At 51.0% G+C, this 17158-nt stretch carries 17 protein-coding genes and 2 pseudogenes; 10 read left to right on the top strand and 9 right to left on the bottom strand.

All coding sequences use genetic code 11. The annotated features are described in order from the left end of the window. Window positions 1-10 precede the first annotated feature (10 nt). Entirely contained in the window at window positions 11-562 is a 552-nt protein-coding gene (gene apt / locus QVF11_RS02695) for an adenine phosphoribosyltransferase (RefSeq protein ID WP_110273694.1), read from the bottom strand. A gap of 150 nt (window positions 563-712) precedes the next feature. Next, window positions 713-1090, bottom strand: a complete 378-nt coding sequence (locus QVF11_RS02690; RefSeq protein ID WP_110273695.1) for a DUF454 family protein — start codon at window positions 1088-1090, stop codon at window positions 713-715. Between the two features lie 69 nt (window positions 1091-1159). Here QVF11_RS02690 and priC point away from each other — a divergent pair, with 69 nt between their 5' ends. The 3 genes and pseudogenes from priC to QVF11_RS02675 form a co-directional block, all read left to right on the top strand. Beyond that, window positions 1160-1687: a primosomal replication protein N'' gene (gene priC / locus QVF11_RS02685; RefSeq protein WP_142512168.1), complete on the top strand. Its 528-nt coding sequence runs from the start codon at window positions 1160-1162 to the stop codon at window positions 1685-1687. Window positions 1688-1701: 14 nt separating this feature from the next. Then, entirely contained in the window at window positions 1702-1860 is a 159-nt protein-coding gene (gene rsmS, locus QVF11_RS02680) for a pleiotropic regulatory protein RsmS (protein WP_287855160.1), read from the top strand. A 78-nt stretch (window positions 1861-1938) separates the two neighbouring features. Then, window positions 1939-2199: pseudogene (locus QVF11_RS02675) on the top strand (Rpn family recombination-promoting nuclease/putative transposase); the annotation flags it as partial. Between the two features lie 37 nt (window positions 2200-2236). Here the strand turns inward: QVF11_RS02675 and mscK are convergent. Next, complete coding sequence (gene mscK / locus QVF11_RS02670) at window positions 2237-5581, bottom strand: mechanosensitive channel MscK (RefSeq protein WP_287855159.1); 3345 nt, start codon at window positions 5579-5581, stop codon at window positions 2237-2239. Between the two features lie 130 nt (window positions 5582-5711). Beyond that, window positions 5712-6362, bottom strand: a complete 651-nt coding sequence (gene acrR, locus QVF11_RS02665) for a multidrug efflux transporter transcriptional repressor AcrR (protein ID WP_112214176.1) — start codon at window positions 6360-6362, stop codon at window positions 5712-5714. Between the two features lie 142 nt (window positions 6363-6504). On the opposite strand from acrR, the gene acrA reads away from it, so the two are divergent. The 5 genes from acrA to maa all read left to right on the top strand — a co-directional run bounded on the left by acrA (window position 6505) and on the right by maa (window position 12681). After that, complete coding sequence (gene acrA, locus QVF11_RS02660) at window positions 6505-7698, top strand: multidrug efflux RND transporter periplasmic adaptor subunit AcrA (RefSeq protein WP_112214175.1); 1194 nt, start codon at window positions 6505-6507, stop codon at window positions 7696-7698. Between the two features lie 22 nt (window positions 7699-7720). Next, entirely contained in the window at window positions 7721-10867 is a 3147-nt protein-coding gene (gene acrB / locus QVF11_RS02655; protein ID WP_287855158.1) for a multidrug efflux RND transporter permease subunit AcrB, read from the top strand. A gap of 481 nt (window positions 10868-11348) precedes the next feature. Beyond that, window positions 11349-11723 carry an Hha toxicity modulator TomB gene (tomB, locus tag QVF11_RS02650; RefSeq protein WP_112214173.1) on the top strand — a complete coding sequence of 125 codons (375 nt, stop codon included), beginning with the start codon at window positions 11349-11351 and terminating at the stop codon, window positions 11721-11723. A gap of 26 nt (window positions 11724-11749) precedes the next feature. Next, entirely contained in the window at window positions 11750-11968 is a 219-nt protein-coding gene (locus QVF11_RS02645; protein ID WP_110273703.1) for an HHA domain-containing protein, read from the top strand. A 146-nt stretch (window positions 11969-12114) separates the two neighbouring features. Beyond that, on the top strand, window positions 12115-12681 hold the full coding sequence (gene maa, locus QVF11_RS02640) for a maltose O-acetyltransferase (protein ID WP_112214172.1): 567 nt from the start codon (window positions 12115-12117) through the stop codon (window positions 12679-12681). On the opposite strand, the pseudogene QVF11_RS02635 reads toward maa, so the two are convergent. Further along, window positions 12650-12757 (bottom strand): annotated as a pseudogene (locus tag QVF11_RS02635) (hypothetical protein); the annotation flags it as partial. The gene maa and the pseudogene QVF11_RS02635 sit on opposite strands and share 32 nt — an antisense overlap. 61 nt (window positions 12758-12818) lie before the next feature. On the opposite strand from QVF11_RS02635, the gene QVF11_RS02630 reads away from it, so the two are divergent. Beyond that, window positions 12819-13286 carry a YlaC family protein gene (locus tag QVF11_RS02630; protein ID WP_287855157.1) on the top strand — a complete coding sequence of 156 codons (468 nt, stop codon included), beginning with the start codon at window positions 12819-12821 and terminating at the stop codon, window positions 13284-13286. Here the strand turns inward: QVF11_RS02630 and pdxR are convergent. Next, window positions 13264-14718 carry a MocR-like pyridoxine biosynthesis transcription factor PdxR gene (pdxR, locus tag QVF11_RS02625; RefSeq protein ID WP_287855156.1) on the bottom strand — a complete coding sequence of 485 codons (1455 nt, stop codon included), beginning with the start codon at window positions 14716-14718 and terminating at the stop codon, window positions 13264-13266. The genes QVF11_RS02630 and pdxR overlap by 23 nt on opposite strands. A 101-nt stretch (window positions 14719-14819) precedes the next feature. On the opposite strand from pdxR, the gene QVF11_RS02620 reads away from it, so the two are divergent. Beyond that, entirely contained in the window at window positions 14820-15527 is a 708-nt protein-coding gene (locus QVF11_RS02620) for a GNAT family N-acetyltransferase (RefSeq protein ID WP_112214169.1), read from the top strand. Here QVF11_RS02620 and ykgO read toward each other — a convergent pair. The 3 genes from ykgO to QVF11_RS02605 all read right to left on the bottom strand — a co-directional run bounded on the left by ykgO (window position 15524) and on the right by QVF11_RS02605 (window position 17112). Further along, window positions 15524-15664 carry a type B 50S ribosomal protein L36 gene (ykgO, locus tag QVF11_RS02615; protein ID WP_003859006.1) on the bottom strand — a complete coding sequence of 47 codons (141 nt, stop codon included), beginning with the start codon at window positions 15662-15664 and terminating at the stop codon, window positions 15524-15526. The genes QVF11_RS02620 and ykgO overlap by 4 nt on opposite strands. Further along, on the bottom strand, window positions 15664-15927 hold the full coding sequence (locus QVF11_RS02610; protein ID WP_287855155.1) for a type B 50S ribosomal protein L31: 264 nt from the start codon (window positions 15925-15927) through the stop codon (window positions 15664-15666). The genes ykgO and QVF11_RS02610 overlap by 1 nt, the downstream gene beginning before the upstream one ends. 111 nt (window positions 15928-16038) lie before the next feature. Continuing rightward, window positions 16039-17112: a LacI family DNA-binding transcriptional regulator gene (locus QVF11_RS02605; protein ID WP_142512174.1), complete on the bottom strand. Its 1074-nt coding sequence runs from the start codon at window positions 17110-17112 to the stop codon at window positions 16039-16041. Window positions 17113-17158 lie beyond the last annotated feature (46 nt).

Here is a 17158-nt window from a genome sequence, read left to right as displayed (position 1 = left end):
CGGGAAATGCTTAGTGGCCCGGGAAGGGAACCAGGCTATAGCTGTTGATTCCCAACTTCTCCAGGCGCTGTTCGCCGCCCAGATCAAACAGATTGATAATAAAGGCTGCATCATGTACTTCACCGCCCAAACGACGGATCAGCTTCACGGTCGCATCGATGGTGCCGCCGGTCGCCAGCAGGTCGTCAACCACCAGTACCTTGTCGCCTTCTTTAATGGCATCAACATGGATTTCCAGCTGATCGGTACCGTATTCGAGCTCGTAGCTCTCCGCGATGGTTTCACGCGGCAACTTACGCGGCTTGCGCACTGGAACAAAGCCAACGCCCAGCGCCAGCGCAACCGGTGCGCCAAACAGGAAACCACGCGCTTCGGTGCCCACCACTTTGGTAATACCCGCGTCTTTGTAGCGCTCTGCCAGCAGTTCAATGCTAAGCGCGTAGGCTTTTGGGTCTTCCAGCAAACTGGTGACATCACGGAAAAGGATACCAGGCTTCGGGTAGTCCTGGATGCTTTGGATGCTGTTCTTCAGATATTCAAGCTGCTGTGCAGTTGCGGTCATAAGTTTATGCCTGATTAAAACGGTGTTACTCACGGGCATGACAAACGGGCCAAAGAAACATTTGTTTAACCTTTGACCAGTCGTACCCGCGCTCGAAAACGCCAGAATTTACTGTCTGTCAGCGACAATTGCAACCATCATTATTGCGCATCAGTGCTTTTGTTGCTTTGCATCAACCACCGGAATGCGCCACATAAATATCAGCAGACAGGTGAGAATCACCAGCAGCAGGATGCGCACCCACGTAAGATTAACCAGCCACAGGGAAATGGCAAAGGTCAGCAAAATCATCACCACCGCCCGAGGTTTAGCTCCAGGCGGCATAGCGCGGTATTTCTGCCAATGGCGCAGGTAGCCACCAAACCACGAACGGTACAGCAGCCAGTGGTGAAAGCGCGGCGACGAGCGGGCAAAACACCAGGCCGCAAGCAGGATAAACGGCGTCGTCGGCAATAAGGGTAAAAACACGCCCAGCGTTCCTAATGCTACCGCCAGCCAGCCAATGATGATTAAAATAATACGTGGCATAATGCGAATCGTTATCAAAAAGATAACGCTAATGTAGCACAGTTGTTTATCTGGGTAGGGAGGAGTTATTTGAAAACGGCCCGGCTTTTACACTCGCTGGAAAATCAACTGGCAGCGCTGGCAACGCAAGTTGCGCCACTGGCGGATCACGCGACGCTCAGCCCACGCTTCGATCGCCAACTGTTCCGCACCCGCAGCACGCAAATGCAGGCTTATCTGGATGAAGCCAACGAATGCTTCACCGAGCTACAGCAGGCAGTCGAACGCCAGCAACTGCCGCAGGTCACCTGGTTGGCGGAACGTCTCGTTGCCCAGATCGCCGCTATCAGCCGGGAAACGGCAACCTGGTCGCTACGCAACTGGGATAGCGCTTCGCCCACTCTAAACCGCTGGCAGCGCCGACGTCTGCAGCATCAGGAATACGAACGCAGGTTGCTGGCGATGAGAAACGATCGCCAGCGTCAGCTCGTGCAAGCCACAACCTTTGATGAACAGCAGCGGTTGGCAAAAGAAGTGGACGCCTATGCCGGACGTCTGGCCCGCTGTCGTGACGCGCTGGAGAAAATCGAATACGTACTGGCACGTTTAACCCGCTAAGTGGAGGAAGAAATATGTCGCTGGAAAACGCATCAGACGAGGTCAAGCTAGCGGTCGATTTAATTATGTTGCTTGAAGAGAATAAGGTCCCAGCGCAAACCGTGCTAGCTGCGTTGGAGATTATTCGTCATGATTATGAAAACAAAGTAAAAAGTGCGGAAGAAGCCTCTTAAAACACGCAAAACACGCAAAACACGCAAAACACGCAAAAGTAGTCTATTACCGGATCGTTGAAGGTGCCAGAGGTCAGCTATATCCTGCAGGCGGGAACCACGGAAAAGCCCGAGCCTCTCATTCGCGAGCTGGCGAAACAGTCGCCCAGGCATAAGGAGCCACTGATGACGATTGCCGAATGGCGGGAAGAGGAAGGTCGTAAAAAAGGTTTACTGGAAGGCCGTCAAGAAATCTCGCGCAGCATTGCCCTGAAAATGCTCGCCAGCGGGCTGGATGCCGGGATGATAATGGAAATGACCGGACTGAGTCAGGAAGAACTCTCCTCTCTCGCCCCATAAAACTAAGAGGGGCGGCATGCTTGCCGCCCCAGTAACCTTAACCTATCGCCGGAGCCGCATCGCCCCCATTTGCATCACGCTTCACCTCAGTGATTTCATCGCCCTTCTCATTACGTAAATGAACTTCCAGTTGGTTAAAGGCGATATTGATATCATTCTCCCGACACAAGCGATCGATAGCGCGGTTTAATTCATCTACCGCGTAGCTACGATCGCGCAGTTCGCGCACGTACAGGCGCAGTTCGTGATCGAGCGTACTGGCACCAAAGGTGGTAAAGAAGACCGACGGCGCGGGCTCTTGCATCACTTTAGGATGCTCGTGCGCAGCCTGTAGCAGAACTTCTTTCACCTTATCCAGGTCGGAACCATAGGCCACGCCCAAGCGGATGACGACGCGGGTCACGGTGTCGGAAAGCGACCAGTTAATCAAACGCTCCGTAACGAAGGCTTTATTCGGGATAATCACTTCTTTGCGGTCAAAGTCAGTGATCGTCGTGGCGCGGATGCGGATCTTACTGACGGTGCCGGAGAACGTACCGATGGTCACCGTATCGCCAATACGTACTGGGCGTTCGAACAAGATAATCAGACCGGAGACAAAGTTACCGAAAATTTCCTGCAGGCCGAAGCCTAAACCAACCGACAGCGCTGCTGCCAACCACTGCAGCTTATCCCACGAAACGCCCAGCGAACCAAAGACTGTCATCGCGCCAATAACAATAATGGCGTAGTTCAGGATCGTGGTAATCGCATATGACGCCCCCTGACGCATATTCAACCGTGAGAGCACCAGGACTTCCAGTAGCCCTGGTAGGTTGCGAATTAACGCCCAGGCCACCATGGACGCCACAATCGCAAACAGCAAGCTGCCCATGGTGACGCTTTTTATGACACTGACCCCGGCCTCTGTACCGTTGTAGTGCCAAAGCGTAATACTGTCGAGATAAGCAAAAACGGTGATCAGATCCGACCAAATAGCCCAGAACAGTACGCCGAACAGCGCGATCATTACCAACATCGTAATACGCAACGTCTGCTGGTTAACCTGCTCCAGTGCTATCGTCGGTTCCTCCTGTGGCTCAGCGCCTTCGGCCCCTTCTTTAACCAGGTGCTGACGGCGCGCCAGCGCCCGACGCCAGGCGATGCGTCGGGCAGCTACGCTCAAACCACGCAGCACAGTCTGGTACAGTAGATTCCACAACATCACCAGATAAACGGTTTCAATCCAGCGACCCGCAAGACGCAGCGTGGTGTAGAAGTAGCCCGTTGCCGTCAAAATCATCAGCGCAATCGGCACAATCGACAGTACGGTCACGGTGATTAGACGCAGACCGTGGGACTCTTTATCTCGCCAGCTTTCACGAAATATTGGCCAGACGAGAACCGCAATCAGCAGCAGGTTGAGGAAAATAACGAACTGCCCCAGCACATCGTCCATCAGATGCAGCGGCGACAGTTCCGACATCACCGACCAGAAATTCAGTGGCAGTAGCGCAAGGCTGACGCGCACAATTTGCCGCCGCCAGTGGCTGGTCAACTGTGATGGCATATTGAAGTGGCTCACCGCCACGCCGTCTTTTTCCAGCACCTTCCAGCACAGGCCAAATACCAGCCAGAATATCGCCAGCTTTTTGCTATAGGCCCACAGCAAATCGCTGATATTCAGCTGCATCGTTAGCAGAATCAGGCCAATGGCCAGAATCAACAACACCACTGGCAGCGCTCGAATCAGATCGATGAGAATCGCTTTCGGCGTATGAAGCTGAGTGTCATTGCGTAGTTGTCCGACCTGCGATGCCAGCTTCGCCTGATACGCTTTAAGCCATTTCAGACGCCAGCGAATCAGCCCGGCAATCAGCAATAGCGGCAAACCGGCGAGAAATGCAATAAATACCGCAGGCCAGGCCTTTTCCCAGTTTACGGTGATTTTCATCGCCTTAAACTGACCTTGCAGCGCTTCCGGGAAGGCTTTAATCCATTCCCAATCCATCGGACGGTTACTGTTGACCCAGAAAATCTGCTGCGTCAGGATGGCTTTGAGGTTGGTCGAGACGCTCATTAACTGCTGCTGGTTGATTTGCAGGTTAATCGCCATCATCAACTGATTGCCAAGCTGTTTATTAAACTGATCGAGCAGCTCCCGGCGCATATCAATCAGCTCCAGCAAGGCATCATGCACTTCGGGGTTAACATCGCTGCTATGCCCTTCTTCCAGTTTCGCAACGTAAGCATCACTCTGGAACAACGCGTCTCGCTGCTGGTTAACCTCAAACTGCTCAAGGCGCAGGTCAGCGATGCGGTTAGTCATATCGCTCAGTTCATCCGCCGAGGGCAGCGTCTGTTGTTGCTGGTAAAGAATGCGCGACAGTAACAGGCTGCCTTTCAGCACCGAGATCTGCTCTTTAATATCGCGTTCAGACTGTAAAGCGCGATCGAGCCAGGTCTTTACCTTGATATTACGCTGGACCAGCTGATTGCCGTTTTCCGTTGCTGAAATAAGTTTTTCACTAAGCTGATGGTTAATATCCAGCTCTTGTTTCACCAGCGGGTTAGTCTGAATCTTTGCTGCTTCATCTGGAGAAACCGCCTCCTGAGCAGTCTTCTCAGTGAGCGTTAAGCGCTTAGTGTTGACAGCTTCTTGCAATAACTGAAGCTGATGCTGTAAACGGTTACTATTGGCGGTAACATAATCACGCTGCTTTTGCAGGGTATCCTGCAGCACCGTGTTGCCTTCCAGACTTTTGCGCTGCTGATCGATCTGCGCGTTCAGTAAAGCCTGCTGTACCAGCAGCAAATTCTGCTGAGTGGGGCGCAACGCTTCCTCGCCTGTCGAAGTGCCATTCAGACGATTACGGATTTGCTGGAGCTGCTGAGAAGCTGAATACATCGCATTTTGCACGCGCTCCGGCTGCGTCTGCAGGGAGACTAACTGGCTGTTATAAGTTGCCAGATCGTTCTGTGCATTTTGTAGATCGTCCAGCGTCTGAGAAACGCGCGATTCCAGCTGACGCAGTGACAAGGAGCTCAACGTTTTTCGCGTCGCCTCATCATCAGTAGCATCGCTCAATGCATTCAGGCTATCGATGGCCTGATTCATTTTAGCAGGGGCCTGAGCGACCTGCTGACGCAGTTGGGCCGTTTCCGACTTTATGCGTTCAATTTTATCGAGAGTTTCCAGTGTCTGAGTCAGGTCCTGCTGAACCAGCTTATCCTGCGGGGTCAGATCTTTTTGCTTATTCAGCGTGTTGAGTTGACTTTGGACTTCGGCACGTTCAGGTAAATCAGCCGCTAGCGCCTGGTTGACGCTGATACAGCCGACGAAAAAAATCAGGGTAAAAATAAAAGCGGATATGGCATTTCGCCAACGGATAGTATGCAGCATAGTGTTAACATGAGTGGTTGCAAAAGCCGGAGAATACCGGGGATCGTCGCAGCGCGAAGGATAGCACTTATGACATCGCGCGAATAGCGGCGAAAAGCAGGAAATATTGGCTATTTCTCTGCTGACGCGCTTAAGCTTCGACTCCTTCTGGAGCTCGTAGAGAAGGGCAGAATTGATACATTTCGAGCAGCGTCGCGACGTACTCTCGCGCATCTTTTTGCAGATCGAAGGCGTTCGGCGCCAATAGCCAGTTTTCCATCAGGCCCGAAAGATAGCTGCGCATCAGTATTGCCGCTCTCCGGGTGAGCAAATTGGCAGGCAACATCTTTGCCGCAATACATTCCTTTAATGTTTGTTCGATGCGATCGTAGCTCTCCAGGCACATACTTCGCTGAGCCTGTTGAAGCGTTACCATTTCACCAACGAATTCACATTTATGGAAGATGATTTCCATCATCAACCGCCTGCGTTTTTCTGTCACAGTGGCTTCAAGGATATACACTAAGATCTCGCGAACGACTGACAGTGGATCGTTAGGGAATTTTGCCCGATACTCAACTTCGAGGTCACTAATACTGGCTTCTGAAAGTACCCATATTTCATTAAATAAATCTGATTTATTTTTGAAATGCCAGTAGATAGCGCCCCTTGTCACGCCAGCGGCTTTTGCAATTGCGGCCAACGAGGTGGATGATACGCCTTGCTGCGAAAACAAACGCAGAGCAACATCCAGAATCTGTTGCCGGGTCTCAAGCGCCTGTTGTTTGGTTTTTCGTGCCATAGGTCGATGAGTTTACAGAGGTTACGTTTACATACATTTGTGAATGTATGTACCATAGCATGACCATAATAGAAACACAGCAGTGGGTTTGTGGTCGATTGAGCCACTGAACAATTTGAAATTGGACACTCGAGGTTTACATATGAACAAAAACAGAGGGTTAACGCCTCTGGCGGTCGTTCTGATGCTCTCAGGCAGCTTAGCGCTAACAGGATGTGACGACAAACCGGCTCAGCAAGGGGCCCAACAAATGCCGGAAGTCGGTATTGTGACGCTCAAATCCGCTCCGCTACAAATCACAACTGAACTGCCAGGTCGCACCAGCGCTTATCGCGTTGCGGAAGTTCGCCCTCAGGTCAGTGGCATTATTCTGAAACGTAACTTCACTGAAGGCAGCGATATTCAGGCTGGCGTGTCTCTTTATCAAATTGATCCCGCGACCTATCAGGCCACCTATGAAAGCGCAAAAGGTGATTTAGCAAAAGCGCAAGCTGCGGCAAATATGGACCAGTTGACGGTAAAACGTTATCAGAAACTGCTAGGCACTAAATACATTAGCCAACAGGATTACGATACTGCCGTTGCAGCCGCTCAGCAGAGTAATGCTGCAGTGGTCGCCGCCAAAGCTGCTGTAGAAACTGCACGCATCAATCTGGCATACACCAAAGTCACCTCTCCTATCAGCGGTCGCATTGGTAAATCCGCTGTAACCGAAGGCGCCCTGGTGCAAAACGGCCAAACCACTGCGCTGGCTACCGTGCAGCAGCTTGATCCTATTTATGTCGACGTGACTCAATCAAGCAATGATTTTCTGCGTTTAAAACAAGAGTTAGCCAACGGCAAACTGCAGCAGGAAAACGGTAAAGCGAAGGTTGAGCTGGTCACTAACGACGGCCTTACCTACCCGCAGGGCGGTACGCTGGAGTTTTCCGACGTCACCGTTGACCAGACTACCGGCTCTATCACGCTGCGCGCTATCTTCCCCAACCCGGATCACACTCTGCTACCTGGAATGTTCGTCCGTGCACGTCTGGAAGAAGGTGTAAACCCTGATGCTATGCTGGTTCCTCAGCAGGGCGTAACTCGTACGCCACGCGGTGATGCGAGCGCCATGGTTGTTGGCGAAGGCGATAAAGTCGAAGTCCGTCAGATTACCGCCACTCAGGCAATTGGCGACAAATGGCTGGTCACCGAAGGTTTGAAAACGGGCGATCGCGTGATCATCACTGGTCTGCAAAAAATCAAACCAGGCGTACAGGTAAAAGCGCAGGAAGTCGTTTCTGACGATAAACAGCAAGCCGCTGGCAATGCTCAGTCAGAACAACCCAAGTCTTAACTTAAACAGGAGCCGTTAAGACATGCCTAATTTCTTTATCGATCGCCCCATATTTGCATGGGTGATCGCCATTATTATCATGCTGGCTGGGGGACTTTCGATCCTCAAATTGCCGATAGCGCAATATCCAACGATTGCGCCTCCGGCAATTTCCATCACAGCCATGTACCCCGGTGCTGATGCAGAAACCGTGCAGAACACCGTAACTCAGGTTATCGAACAGAACATGAACGGTATCGATCACCTGATGTACATGTCATCAAATGGCGACTCCACTGGTACGGCGACAATCACCCTCACCTTTGAATCCGGTACCGATCCGGATATCGCTCAGGTTCAGGTACAGAACAAGCTGGCACTTGCAACACCGTTGTTGCCGCAAGAAGTACAGCAACAGGGTATTAGCGTTGAAAAGGCATCCAGCAGCTTCCTGATGGTTGTCGGCGTTATCAATACCAACGGCACCATGAATCAGGATGACATTTCTGACTATGTTGCTGCCAACATGAAGGATGCCATTAGCCGTACCAGCGGCGTAGGTGACGTGCAGCTATTTGGCTCACAATACGCCATGCGTATCTGGATGGATCCAAACAAACTGAACAACTTCCAGCTAACGCCGGTTGACGTGATTAGCGCCCTGAAAGCGCAGAACGCCCAGGTTGCGGCAGGTCAGTTAGGCGGTACGCCACCGGTGAAAGGCCAGCAGTTGAATGCCTCCATCGTGGCGCAGACTCGTCTGACTAATACTGAAGAGTTCGGCAACATTCTGTTGAAGGTCAACCAGGATGGTTCCCAGGTTCGTCTGCGCGATGTCGCGAGGATTGAATTGGGTGGTGAGAACTACGATGTCATCGCAAAGTTTAACGGCCAGCCGGCTTCCGGTCTGGGGATTAAACTGGCGACTGGTGCGAACGCCCTGGATACCGCTAACGCCATTCGTGCTGAGCTGGTGAAGATGGAGCCGTTCTTCCCTTCAGGACTGAAAATCGTTTACCCATATGACACCACTCCATTCGTTAAAATATCTATTAACGAAGTGGTGAAAACGCTGGTTGAAGCGATCCTGTTGGTGTTCCTGGTCATGTACCTGTTCCTGCAGAACTTCCGCGCGACGCTGATTCCGACGATCGCGGTACCGGTTGTATTGCTGGGGACCTTTGCGATACTTGCTGCGTTTGGCTTCTCGATAAACACCCTCACTATGTTTGGTATGGTGCTCGCCATCGGTCTACTCGTGGATGACGCCATCGTGGTGGTGGAAAACGTCGAGCGTGTTATGGCTGAGGAAGGGCTACCGCCGAAGGAGGCAACGCGTAAATCAATGGGCCAGATTCAAGGCGCACTGGTGGGCATCGCGATGGTGCTTTCGGCAGTATTTATCCCGATGGCCTTCTTCGGCGGCTCTACCGGTGCGATTTATCGTCAGTTCTCTATCACTATCGTTTCGGCCATGGCGCTGTCGGTACTGGTAGCGCTGATCCTGACCCCGGCGCTTTGCGCCACGATGCTTAAACCCGTCGCGAAAGGCAGCCATGGTGCAACCACCGGCTTCTTTGGCTGGTTTAACCGCATGTTTGATAAGAGCACGCATCACTACACCGATAGCGTAGGCAACATTCTGCGCAGTACCGGTCGTTATCTGGTGCTGTATCTGATCATCGTAGTGGGAATGGCCTGGCTGTTCGTGCGTCTGCCAAGTTCCTTCCTGCCAGACGAAGATCAGGGCGTGTTCCTCAGCATGGCGCAGCTACCTGCCGGGGCAACTCAGGAGCGTACGCAAAAAGTTCTGGATGAGATGACCGACTACTATCTCACCAAAGAGAAAGACAACGTTGAATCAGTATTCGCCGTTAACGGCTTTGGTTTCGCGGGTCGCGGACAAAACACCGGTATCGCGTTCGTTTCTCTGAAAGACTGGAGTCAGCGTCCAGGCGACGAGAACAAGGTTGAGGCGATTACAGGTCGAGCAATGGGCTACTTCTCGCAAATTAAAGACGCAATGGTCTTCGCCTTTAACCTGCCAGCTATTGTCGAACTGGGTACCGCTACCGGCTTTGACTTCCAGCTGATCGATCAGGCTGGATTGGGTCACGAAAAACTCACTCAGGCACGTAACCAGCTCTTTGGCATGATTGCGCAGCATCCTGACGTATTAAGTGGCGTTCGTCCAAACGGCCTGGAAGATACACCGCAGTTTAAGGTCGATATCGATCAGGAAAAAGCGCAGGCTCTCGGCGTTTCGATTAGCGATATCAACACCACACTGGGTTCGGCCTGGGGTGGTAGCTATGTCAACGACTTTATCGACCGTGGTCGCGTCAAGAAAGTCTATATCATGTCCGAAGCCAAATACCGTATGCTGCCAGAAGATATTGGCAACTGGTACGTGCGCGGTAGCGATGGACAGATGGTGCCGTTCTCCGCCTTCTCCACTTCACGCTGGGAATATGGATCTCCGCGTCTGGAACGCTATAACGGTCTGCCATCAATGGAAATCCTCGGTCAAGCAACGCCTGGTAAGAGTACCGGTGAAGCAATGAACCTGATGGAGGAGCTGGCGGGCAAACTGCCTTCTGGTATTGGCTACGACTGGACCGGTATGTCCTATCAGGAACGGTTGTCCGGCAACCAGGCACCTGCGCTCTACGCGATCTCGCTGATTGTCGTATTCTTGTGCCTGGCGGCATTGTATGAGAGCTGGTCAATTCCGTTCTCGGTCATGCTGGTCGTTCCGCTCGGGGTTGTTGGTGCACTGCTGGCGGCAACTTTCCGCGGGCTGACTAATGACGTCTACTTCCAGGTTGGTCTGCTAACAACCATTGGTCTGTCGGCGAAGAACGCGATTCTTATCGTTGAATTCGCCAAAGACCTAATGGATAAAGAAGGTAAAGGCCTGATTGAAGCGACGCTCGAAGCAGTACGTATGCGTCTACGTCCGATCCTGATGACCTCACTGGCATTTATCCTGGGGGTAATGCCGCTGGTTATTAGCTCTGGGGCAGGCTCCGGCGCGCAGAACGCCGTAGGTACTGGCGTAATGGGCGGGATGGTGACCGCGACGGTTCTGGCTATTTTCTTTGTACCAGTATTCTTCGTGGTGGTTCGCCGCCGTTTTAGCAAGAGAAATGAAGATATTGAGCACAGCCATACGGTTGAGCATCACTAATCTCCCCTCTAAGGGCCGCATTTGCGGCCCTTTCCTTTTCTATCTATATTAAGCGCACTCATTGTCATTGTTTATTTTGTAGCCTGTTATATAATATTTAATGATGAGTTCTGCCATATATCTCTGTTTTTTTCATCCACTGATTTGTCACTCCGACCTAACTAAGAATATTCTCAATCACTGACATTGTGTATGGTTGTCCGACAACAACCACAAAAATGCTCAGCTAACCCGATGAAATATAAGGTTTGCTTTCATTTTTTCCGTTGAAACTAATGTTGCTATATAATAAAGCGCACAGTGTTTAAGATAAATTAACCGTGATAATTGTAATTTTTCGTAATAGCACGGTGAAATCTTTTTGAGAGTGGATTATAGTTAAAACAGCAAGATTACATTGTATGTGTCAGGTCTGTTAGTCGTGTTCATCCCACAACGGTGCTGTTAGTCGTCGTTTAAACCACTTAAAAGGGGATGTTTTATGGACGAATACTCGCCAAAAAGACATGATATTGCGCAGCTTAAATTTCTCTGCGAAACCCTGTATCATGACTGTCTTGCAAACCTTGATGAGAGCAACCATGGCTGGGTTAATGACCCGACTTCGGCTGTCAATCTTCAACTAAATGAATTGATCGAGCACATTGCCGCATTCGCACTTAATTATAAAATTAAGTATGCTGAGGATAATAAACTGATTACTCAGCTTGACGAATACCTGGATGACACTTTCGTGCTGTTCAGCAACTACGGCATTAACACAACAGATCTACAGAAATGGCGCAAATCAGGCAACCGGTTATTTCGTTGCTTCGTGAACGCCAGTCGGGAAAACCCGGCAAGTCTTTCTTGTTAGTATTATTACAATCAAAAGGTGAATTTATGTCTGATAAAACATTAACCAAAATAGACTATTTGATGCGTTTACGACGCTGTCAGACAATTGATACGCTGGAACGCGTAATTGAAAAAAACAAATATGAACTTCCCGATAATGAACTGACGGTATTTTACTCAGCAGCTGACCATCGTCTTGCTGAATTGACGATGAATAAACTGTACGACAAGATCCCTCCCTCAGTTTGGAAATTTATCCGCTAATATATTTCAAATGAAAGACAAGCAACAGGTAGCGCCTCCCCCTTCAACAGCAATAACTGTGATATCAATCACATATATTAGCAAGTGGCGCATATGAAACCGGTTTCTTTTTATACTATGGCGGCATTTACGATAAGGAAAGCCCCATGAGTGAAGAGAAACATAAAATGATTGCCGGAGAGCCGTATCTACCCGGTGATGCTACCTTACAAGCAGACCGTCTGCGTGCCAGGCAACTGCTGCATCGTTACAATCTTTCAGCACCGGAAGAGCATGAATTACGCAAATCATTACTGGCCGATCTCTTTGGTCAAGCTAATGATGCCTATATTGAACCCACCTTCCGCTGTGACTATGGTTACAATATTTTCCCGGGTAAAAATTTCTACGCTAACTTTGATTGCGTCATGCTGGATGTCTGCCCAATTCATATTGGTGATAACTGTATGCTGGCTCCCGGCGTGCATATCTACACCGCAACTCATCCACTGGATGCCATCGAACGCAACAGCGGTAAAGAGTACGGCAAACCGGTGGTCATCGGTCACAATGTCTGGATTGGCGGTCGGGCAGTCATCAATCCCGGAATCACGATTGGCGACAATGCCGTCATTGCGTCCGGCTCCGTGGTAGTGAAAAATGTCCCCGCGAATGCCGTCGTTGGCGGAAACCCGGCACAAATCATAAAAATGCTGCCAAGCGAAGGACTGTAACTGTTATGCTTTTTCGCAACTGATCTGTTACTTTTCCCTGTGATTTACGCAACATAAAATAGCCTTCAGGCTGAGCCCAAATTGCATCTTGTTCTTCAAGCATGCATCCGGGCTCTTAGCAGAATTTGGGGAATAAGATGACAGAAATACAGCTGCTGCTGAAGAACACCATTGATGAGCTTAATGTAAAGGAGAAACGCGACAACCGTCCGCGTTTTAGTATTAGCTTTATTCGCAATCATCCATGGCTGTTTGTCGCAATGTATGCCGCCTTCCTGGCTACGCTCACCGTGATGCTACGTTCAGAAACATTGGTAGATTCTGTCTGGCTGTTAATCGTGCTGTTCGTCCTGCTCAACGGCTTCTTCTTCTTTGACGTCTATCCGCGCTATCGCTATGAAGACATTGATGTTCTGGACTTTCGCGTTTGTTACAACGGCGAGTGGTATAACACGCGGTACGTCCCTGACCAATTGATAGAGAGAATCCTGCAATCACCACGCGTCGCCGGTGAACAAAAGGCTCAGTTGCAAAAAATGGTCGATACCAAGGGTGAACTTTCGTTTTACGATGTGTTTTCCCTTACCCGCGCCGGCACTGCGTAATAAGACGATTTAGCGTCCGCACCGCAGGAATGAAATGCGAAGCGGACGTATTACCGTAGCCCAAAACCAGTCCACTTTTCGCATTTTTAACATCAAGATAAAAACGGCTTAATGCCGCTGGTGCCTGCTGAAACTGGCGAGCCAACTGAACAAGTGCTTCATCATCAATGCCTTCGATAGCGACCGTCAAATGCAACCCACCTTCTCCACCAAAGAGCTCATAAGGTACCTTAAGCTCCTCTGCCAAAACCTCCCGTAATTGCTGCTGACGTTTACGATACAAACGACGCATGGCCGCAAGATGGCGCGCGTAATGTCCCTCTTCGATAAATAACGCCAACGCCCGCTGCTCCACCCTGTGTCCACCGCGCAATAGTGCACCAATCGCTCCCTGAGCCGCATCAGCCAACGCCGAGGGCATCACCACAAAGCCAATGCGTAGCGCGGGAAACAACGTTTTGCTGAAAGTCCCGAGATACACTACCGGTGCCTGTTTGACCATTCCCAACATTGCCGGAATCGGTTCGCCGCTGTAGCGAAACTCGCTGTCATAATCATCTTCAATAATCCACGTATTATGCTGGCGTGCATACTCCAGTAACGCCAGTCGTCGCCCTGCGCTCATGACTGCGCCATAGGGATATTGATGTGAAGGTGAAGTGAAGATCAATCGCGGGGCCTTACTCTCATCACTCATATCAGGCCGCATGCCTTCACAATCCACTGGTACACCTTTCATATGAAGCCCGGCTTTGAGAAACATACTTTTTACCCCCAGGTAGCCAGGTTCTTCCACCCAGGCGGTATCCCCAGTTTCGCCCAGCAGATGCGTGCATAAATTGATACCTTCCAGTGCACCCTCCGTAATCACAATTTGTCGGACATCGCAGCGAATCCCTCGCGATAGCGCCAGATGGCGGGCAATCGCCTCGCGCAGAGCAGGTTCACCTTGCGGGTCACCATAGCCCAGCAACGCGGTCCCCTCTTCACGCAATATTCTGTCGAGAAGCCGACGCCAGAGGGGAAGAGGAAAATAGTTAACCGCAGGCATTCCCGGCGTAAAGAGCAACGTGGGCGAATCACGCCGCATGCCCCCAGGCAACCCCTGTAAGCGCTCGGGAAGCGCGATTGCGTGCACCTCAACATCACGCTCCCCCTGAGACGTCAAAGGCGCTACGTGCGTCCCCTGACGGCTGCGTAGCAAATAGCCCTCGATGGCCAATTGCTCAAGCGCGCTGTTGATCGTGTTACGCGAAAGCCCTAACCGCTGAGCCATAGCACGTGAACCTGGTAAACGGCTATTGCCTGCCAGTCGCCCCTGCAAAACGGCCTCACGCAGCAGTTGATACAGCGCACGCTGCAAGGTTTCACACCCTCTACTGCGCAGGCCGTGCTCCAACAAAGTAAAAAACGCATCGTCTGGAATATTCATCGCGGCTCCTCGTGGCACCATAAAAACATACACCCTTGGTACTTTTTATAGAACCAATAAGCTCTTAATCTCATTGCATTCGACCAAACAAGGAAAACCGCATGAGCCTCCTTAACCAGTTTAATCAACCTGTTGGTACTGCCCTGCCCGATTGGCAACCTCGGCCCCACCCCGAAAAACAAAATCTGCAAGGGCGTTTTTGCCACCTTGAGCCTTTAAGTACACAACACGCCAGCGCACTATTCGCCGCCCACCAGCTAGCCCCAGATACACGCAGTTGGACATGGTTGCTGCGCGAACCAGATAACAGCATTGAGGAGTACCGTACGTGGATTGATAGCGTTGCCGGACTGGCCGACCCCATTCACTTTGCGGTGATTGACGGGCGGACAGGTCTCCCCGTCGGGTCGTTGGCGCTGATGAGAATTGATGCAAAAAACGGCGTTGTTGAAGTCGGTCATGTCCACTTCTCACCGTTACTAAGCCGGACGGCGATGGCAACCGAAGCGCAGTGGCTGCTGATGCGTTACGTTTTTGATATTCTCGGCTACCGCCGCTATGAATGGAAATGTAACAGCCTGAACGAACCCTCACGCCGGGCGGCGCTACGTCTGGGGTTTCAGTATGAGGGGCGTTTTCGTCAGGCTCTGGTGATAAAAGGCCACAACCGCGATACCGACTGGTTTTCCATTATCGATGACGAATGGCCTCAGATTGATAACGCTATGCAGCAGTGGCTGGCCGCCGACAACTTCAACGACGGCCAACAGTTGCGCACGCTGGAGAGCTTCCGCAAACGGGTAAGTTAACGTCTTTTCTTACGTCCCTGCACGGCTTTAAAGCGGGGATTGCTTTTGCAGATCACGTACAGCCGCCCTTTGCGCTTAACTATCTGACAATCCGGGTGGCGCTGTTTGGCGCTACGTAACGAGTTGAGTACCTGCATTATTTGCTCCTTTTCGCATCGATAAAACCACCGAAGCGCTGGCGGAAGCGTGCGGTGCTGCCTTCATTATTGAAAGCCTTCTGTTTACCGGTGTAATACGGATGCGATTTGGATGACACATCAAGCGTCACGTACGGATACGTCTCACCTTCGAGCTCAATCTCACGCTCGGTCCTGATGGTTGAACCGACTTTAAAGAATTCGTTGGCACTGGTGTCGTAAAAGACCACGGTACGATAGTGCGGATGAATGTTGGGTTTCATAGCGACCTCGATCATTACGTTATAACATAACAATACGGTACGCCGAGTTAATACAAAGATCAACCATGAGAACGAAAAGGGTAATGGGCGACGCAGGCCGCCCGTTGCAGATTAGGGATTCAGCTGATGCGCTAACGCCCGCAGCTGTTCGGCTATGGACTGCAGATCTTTACCGGGCTCCGTTTTCGGCCCGGTAGAATGGCGAATAACCAGTCGTGCGGGGAGAATAGAGGAAGTATGCAGCGTTTCGTTATCACCGCTATCAAGGATGCGGCGCACAGCCTCTTTACCTTGTAAATCGAGGTCTAGCGAAACAGTCGTCAGCGCCGGATAGAAGAATGAACTTTCATAGGTATCATCGTAACCAATCACCGATTTCTCCCCCGGGATCGGCACCTGATGCTGATGAAAAGCGCTCAGGACACCCAATGCCATCTGATCGTTTCCCACCAGCACTGCGGTGAAGTTCGGTGTCTCGCGCAGCATTTGCAGCGCACCGGCGTAACCACTCTGTGCATCCCAGTTGCCACGAACAACTGTAACAGGTTGCAGGCCATAGCCCTCAAGTGTTTCCATCCAGCTTTTCAAACGTAGCTTTGCCGATACCGAGCTTTCCGGCCCGGCCAGCAGCGCGATGTCCCGATGCCCCATTTCATAGAGATATTTGACGCTCGCTCGGGTGCCATCCGCCGGGTTAAACGAAACGTTAAACACAGAACTGTAGGGATCGACATCTAAAAAAAGACAGACAATATCATCGTTGTCAGTGGCTATTTTCTGGGCCTGTTCGGTCTCCAGAGGCACGTTAATAATAACCTTATCCACCAGCTGAGACTTCAGCTCGTTAATAGATTCTTGAATACTTTGGTTGACGCTCTCATCAATCATTGAGATGAGCACCTGATAGCCCTCAACGTTCGCGTAGCGTTTTACCGCTGCGGCTACCTGGGAAGGTGCGTGCAATGCGAGGGAAATGGTGACCAATCCCACGGTATGGCTTTGCTTACCTACCAGCTGTTGCGCCAGACGGTTAGGGACATAGCGTAGCTCTTCAATGGATTTCTCCACCTTGCTGCGCGTGGCTTTGGATACATTAGCAGACTTGTTGAGTACCCTGGACACGGTCTGATAGGAGACGCCCGCATGGCGAGCAACGTCTTCTAAGGTCGCGCTTTTAGACTTCATGGTCCGGTTCCTTATGTTGTTATCCCTGGATTGTAACAGGGGCAAT

The sequence above is a fragment of the Klebsiella sp. genome (genome assembly GCF_027492335.1).
Taxonomy (GTDB): Bacteria; Pseudomonadota; Gammaproteobacteria; order Enterobacterales; family Enterobacteriaceae; genus Klebsiella; species Klebsiella huaxiensis.
The sequence above is the reverse complement of the archived record's forward strand: the minus strand, read 5'-3'. Positions and strand labels throughout refer to the sequence as shown.

What these genes read in the sequence shown, in the direction of transcription:
- acrB (WP_287855158.1), top strand. Translation starts at nt 7,721, where the DNA reads ATGCCTAATTTCTTTATCGATCGCCCCATATTTGCATGGGTGATCGCC.
- QVF11_RS02605 (WP_142512174.1), bottom strand. Translation starts at nt 17,112, where the DNA reads ATGAAGTCTAAAAGCGCGACCTTAGAAGACGTTGCTCGCCATGCGGGC.
- acrR (WP_112214176.1), bottom strand. Translation starts at nt 6,362, where the DNA reads ATGGCACGAAAAACCAAACAACAGGCGCTTGAGACCCGGCAACAGATT.
- QVF11_RS02630 (WP_287855157.1), top strand. Translation starts at nt 12,819, where the DNA reads ATGACAGAAATACAGCTGCTGCTGAAGAACACCATTGATGAGCTTAAT.
- maa (WP_112214172.1), top strand. Translation starts at nt 12,115, where the DNA reads ATGAGTGAAGAGAAACATAAAATGATTGCCGGAGAGCCGTATCTACCC.
- QVF11_RS02610 (WP_287855155.1), bottom strand. Translation starts at nt 15,927, where the DNA reads ATGAAACCCAACATTCATCCGCACTATCGTACCGTGGTCTTTTACGAC.
- QVF11_RS02645 (WP_110273703.1), top strand. Translation starts at nt 11,750, where the DNA reads ATGTCTGATAAAACATTAACCAAAATAGACTATTTGATGCGTTTACGA.
- mscK (WP_287855159.1), bottom strand. Translation starts at nt 5,581, where the DNA reads ATGCTGCATACTATCCGTTGGCGAAATGCCATATCCGCTTTTATTTTT.
- acrA (WP_112214175.1), top strand. Translation starts at nt 6,505, where the DNA reads ATGAACAAAAACAGAGGGTTAACGCCTCTGGCGGTCGTTCTGATGCTC.
- QVF11_RS02620 (WP_112214169.1), top strand. Translation starts at nt 14,820, where the DNA reads ATGAGCCTCCTTAACCAGTTTAATCAACCTGTTGGTACTGCCCTGCCC.
- rsmS (WP_287855160.1), top strand. Translation starts at nt 1,702, where the DNA reads ATGTCGCTGGAAAACGCATCAGACGAGGTCAAGCTAGCGGTCGATTTA.
- ykgO (WP_003859006.1), bottom strand. Translation starts at nt 15,664, where the DNA reads ATGCAGGTACTCAACTCGTTACGTAGCGCCAAACAGCGCCACCCGGAT.
- pdxR (WP_287855156.1), bottom strand. Translation starts at nt 14,718, where the DNA reads ATGAATATTCCAGACGATGCGTTTTTTACTTTGTTGGAGCACGGCCTG.
- tomB (WP_112214173.1), top strand. Translation starts at nt 11,349, where the DNA reads ATGGACGAATACTCGCCAAAAAGACATGATATTGCGCAGCTTAAATTT.
- QVF11_RS02690 (WP_110273695.1), bottom strand. Translation starts at nt 1,090, where the DNA reads ATGCCACGTATTATTTTAATCATCATTGGCTGGCTGGCGGTAGCATTA.
- apt (WP_110273694.1), bottom strand. Translation starts at nt 562, where the DNA reads ATGACCGCAACTGCACAGCAGCTTGAATATCTGAAGAACAGCATCCAA.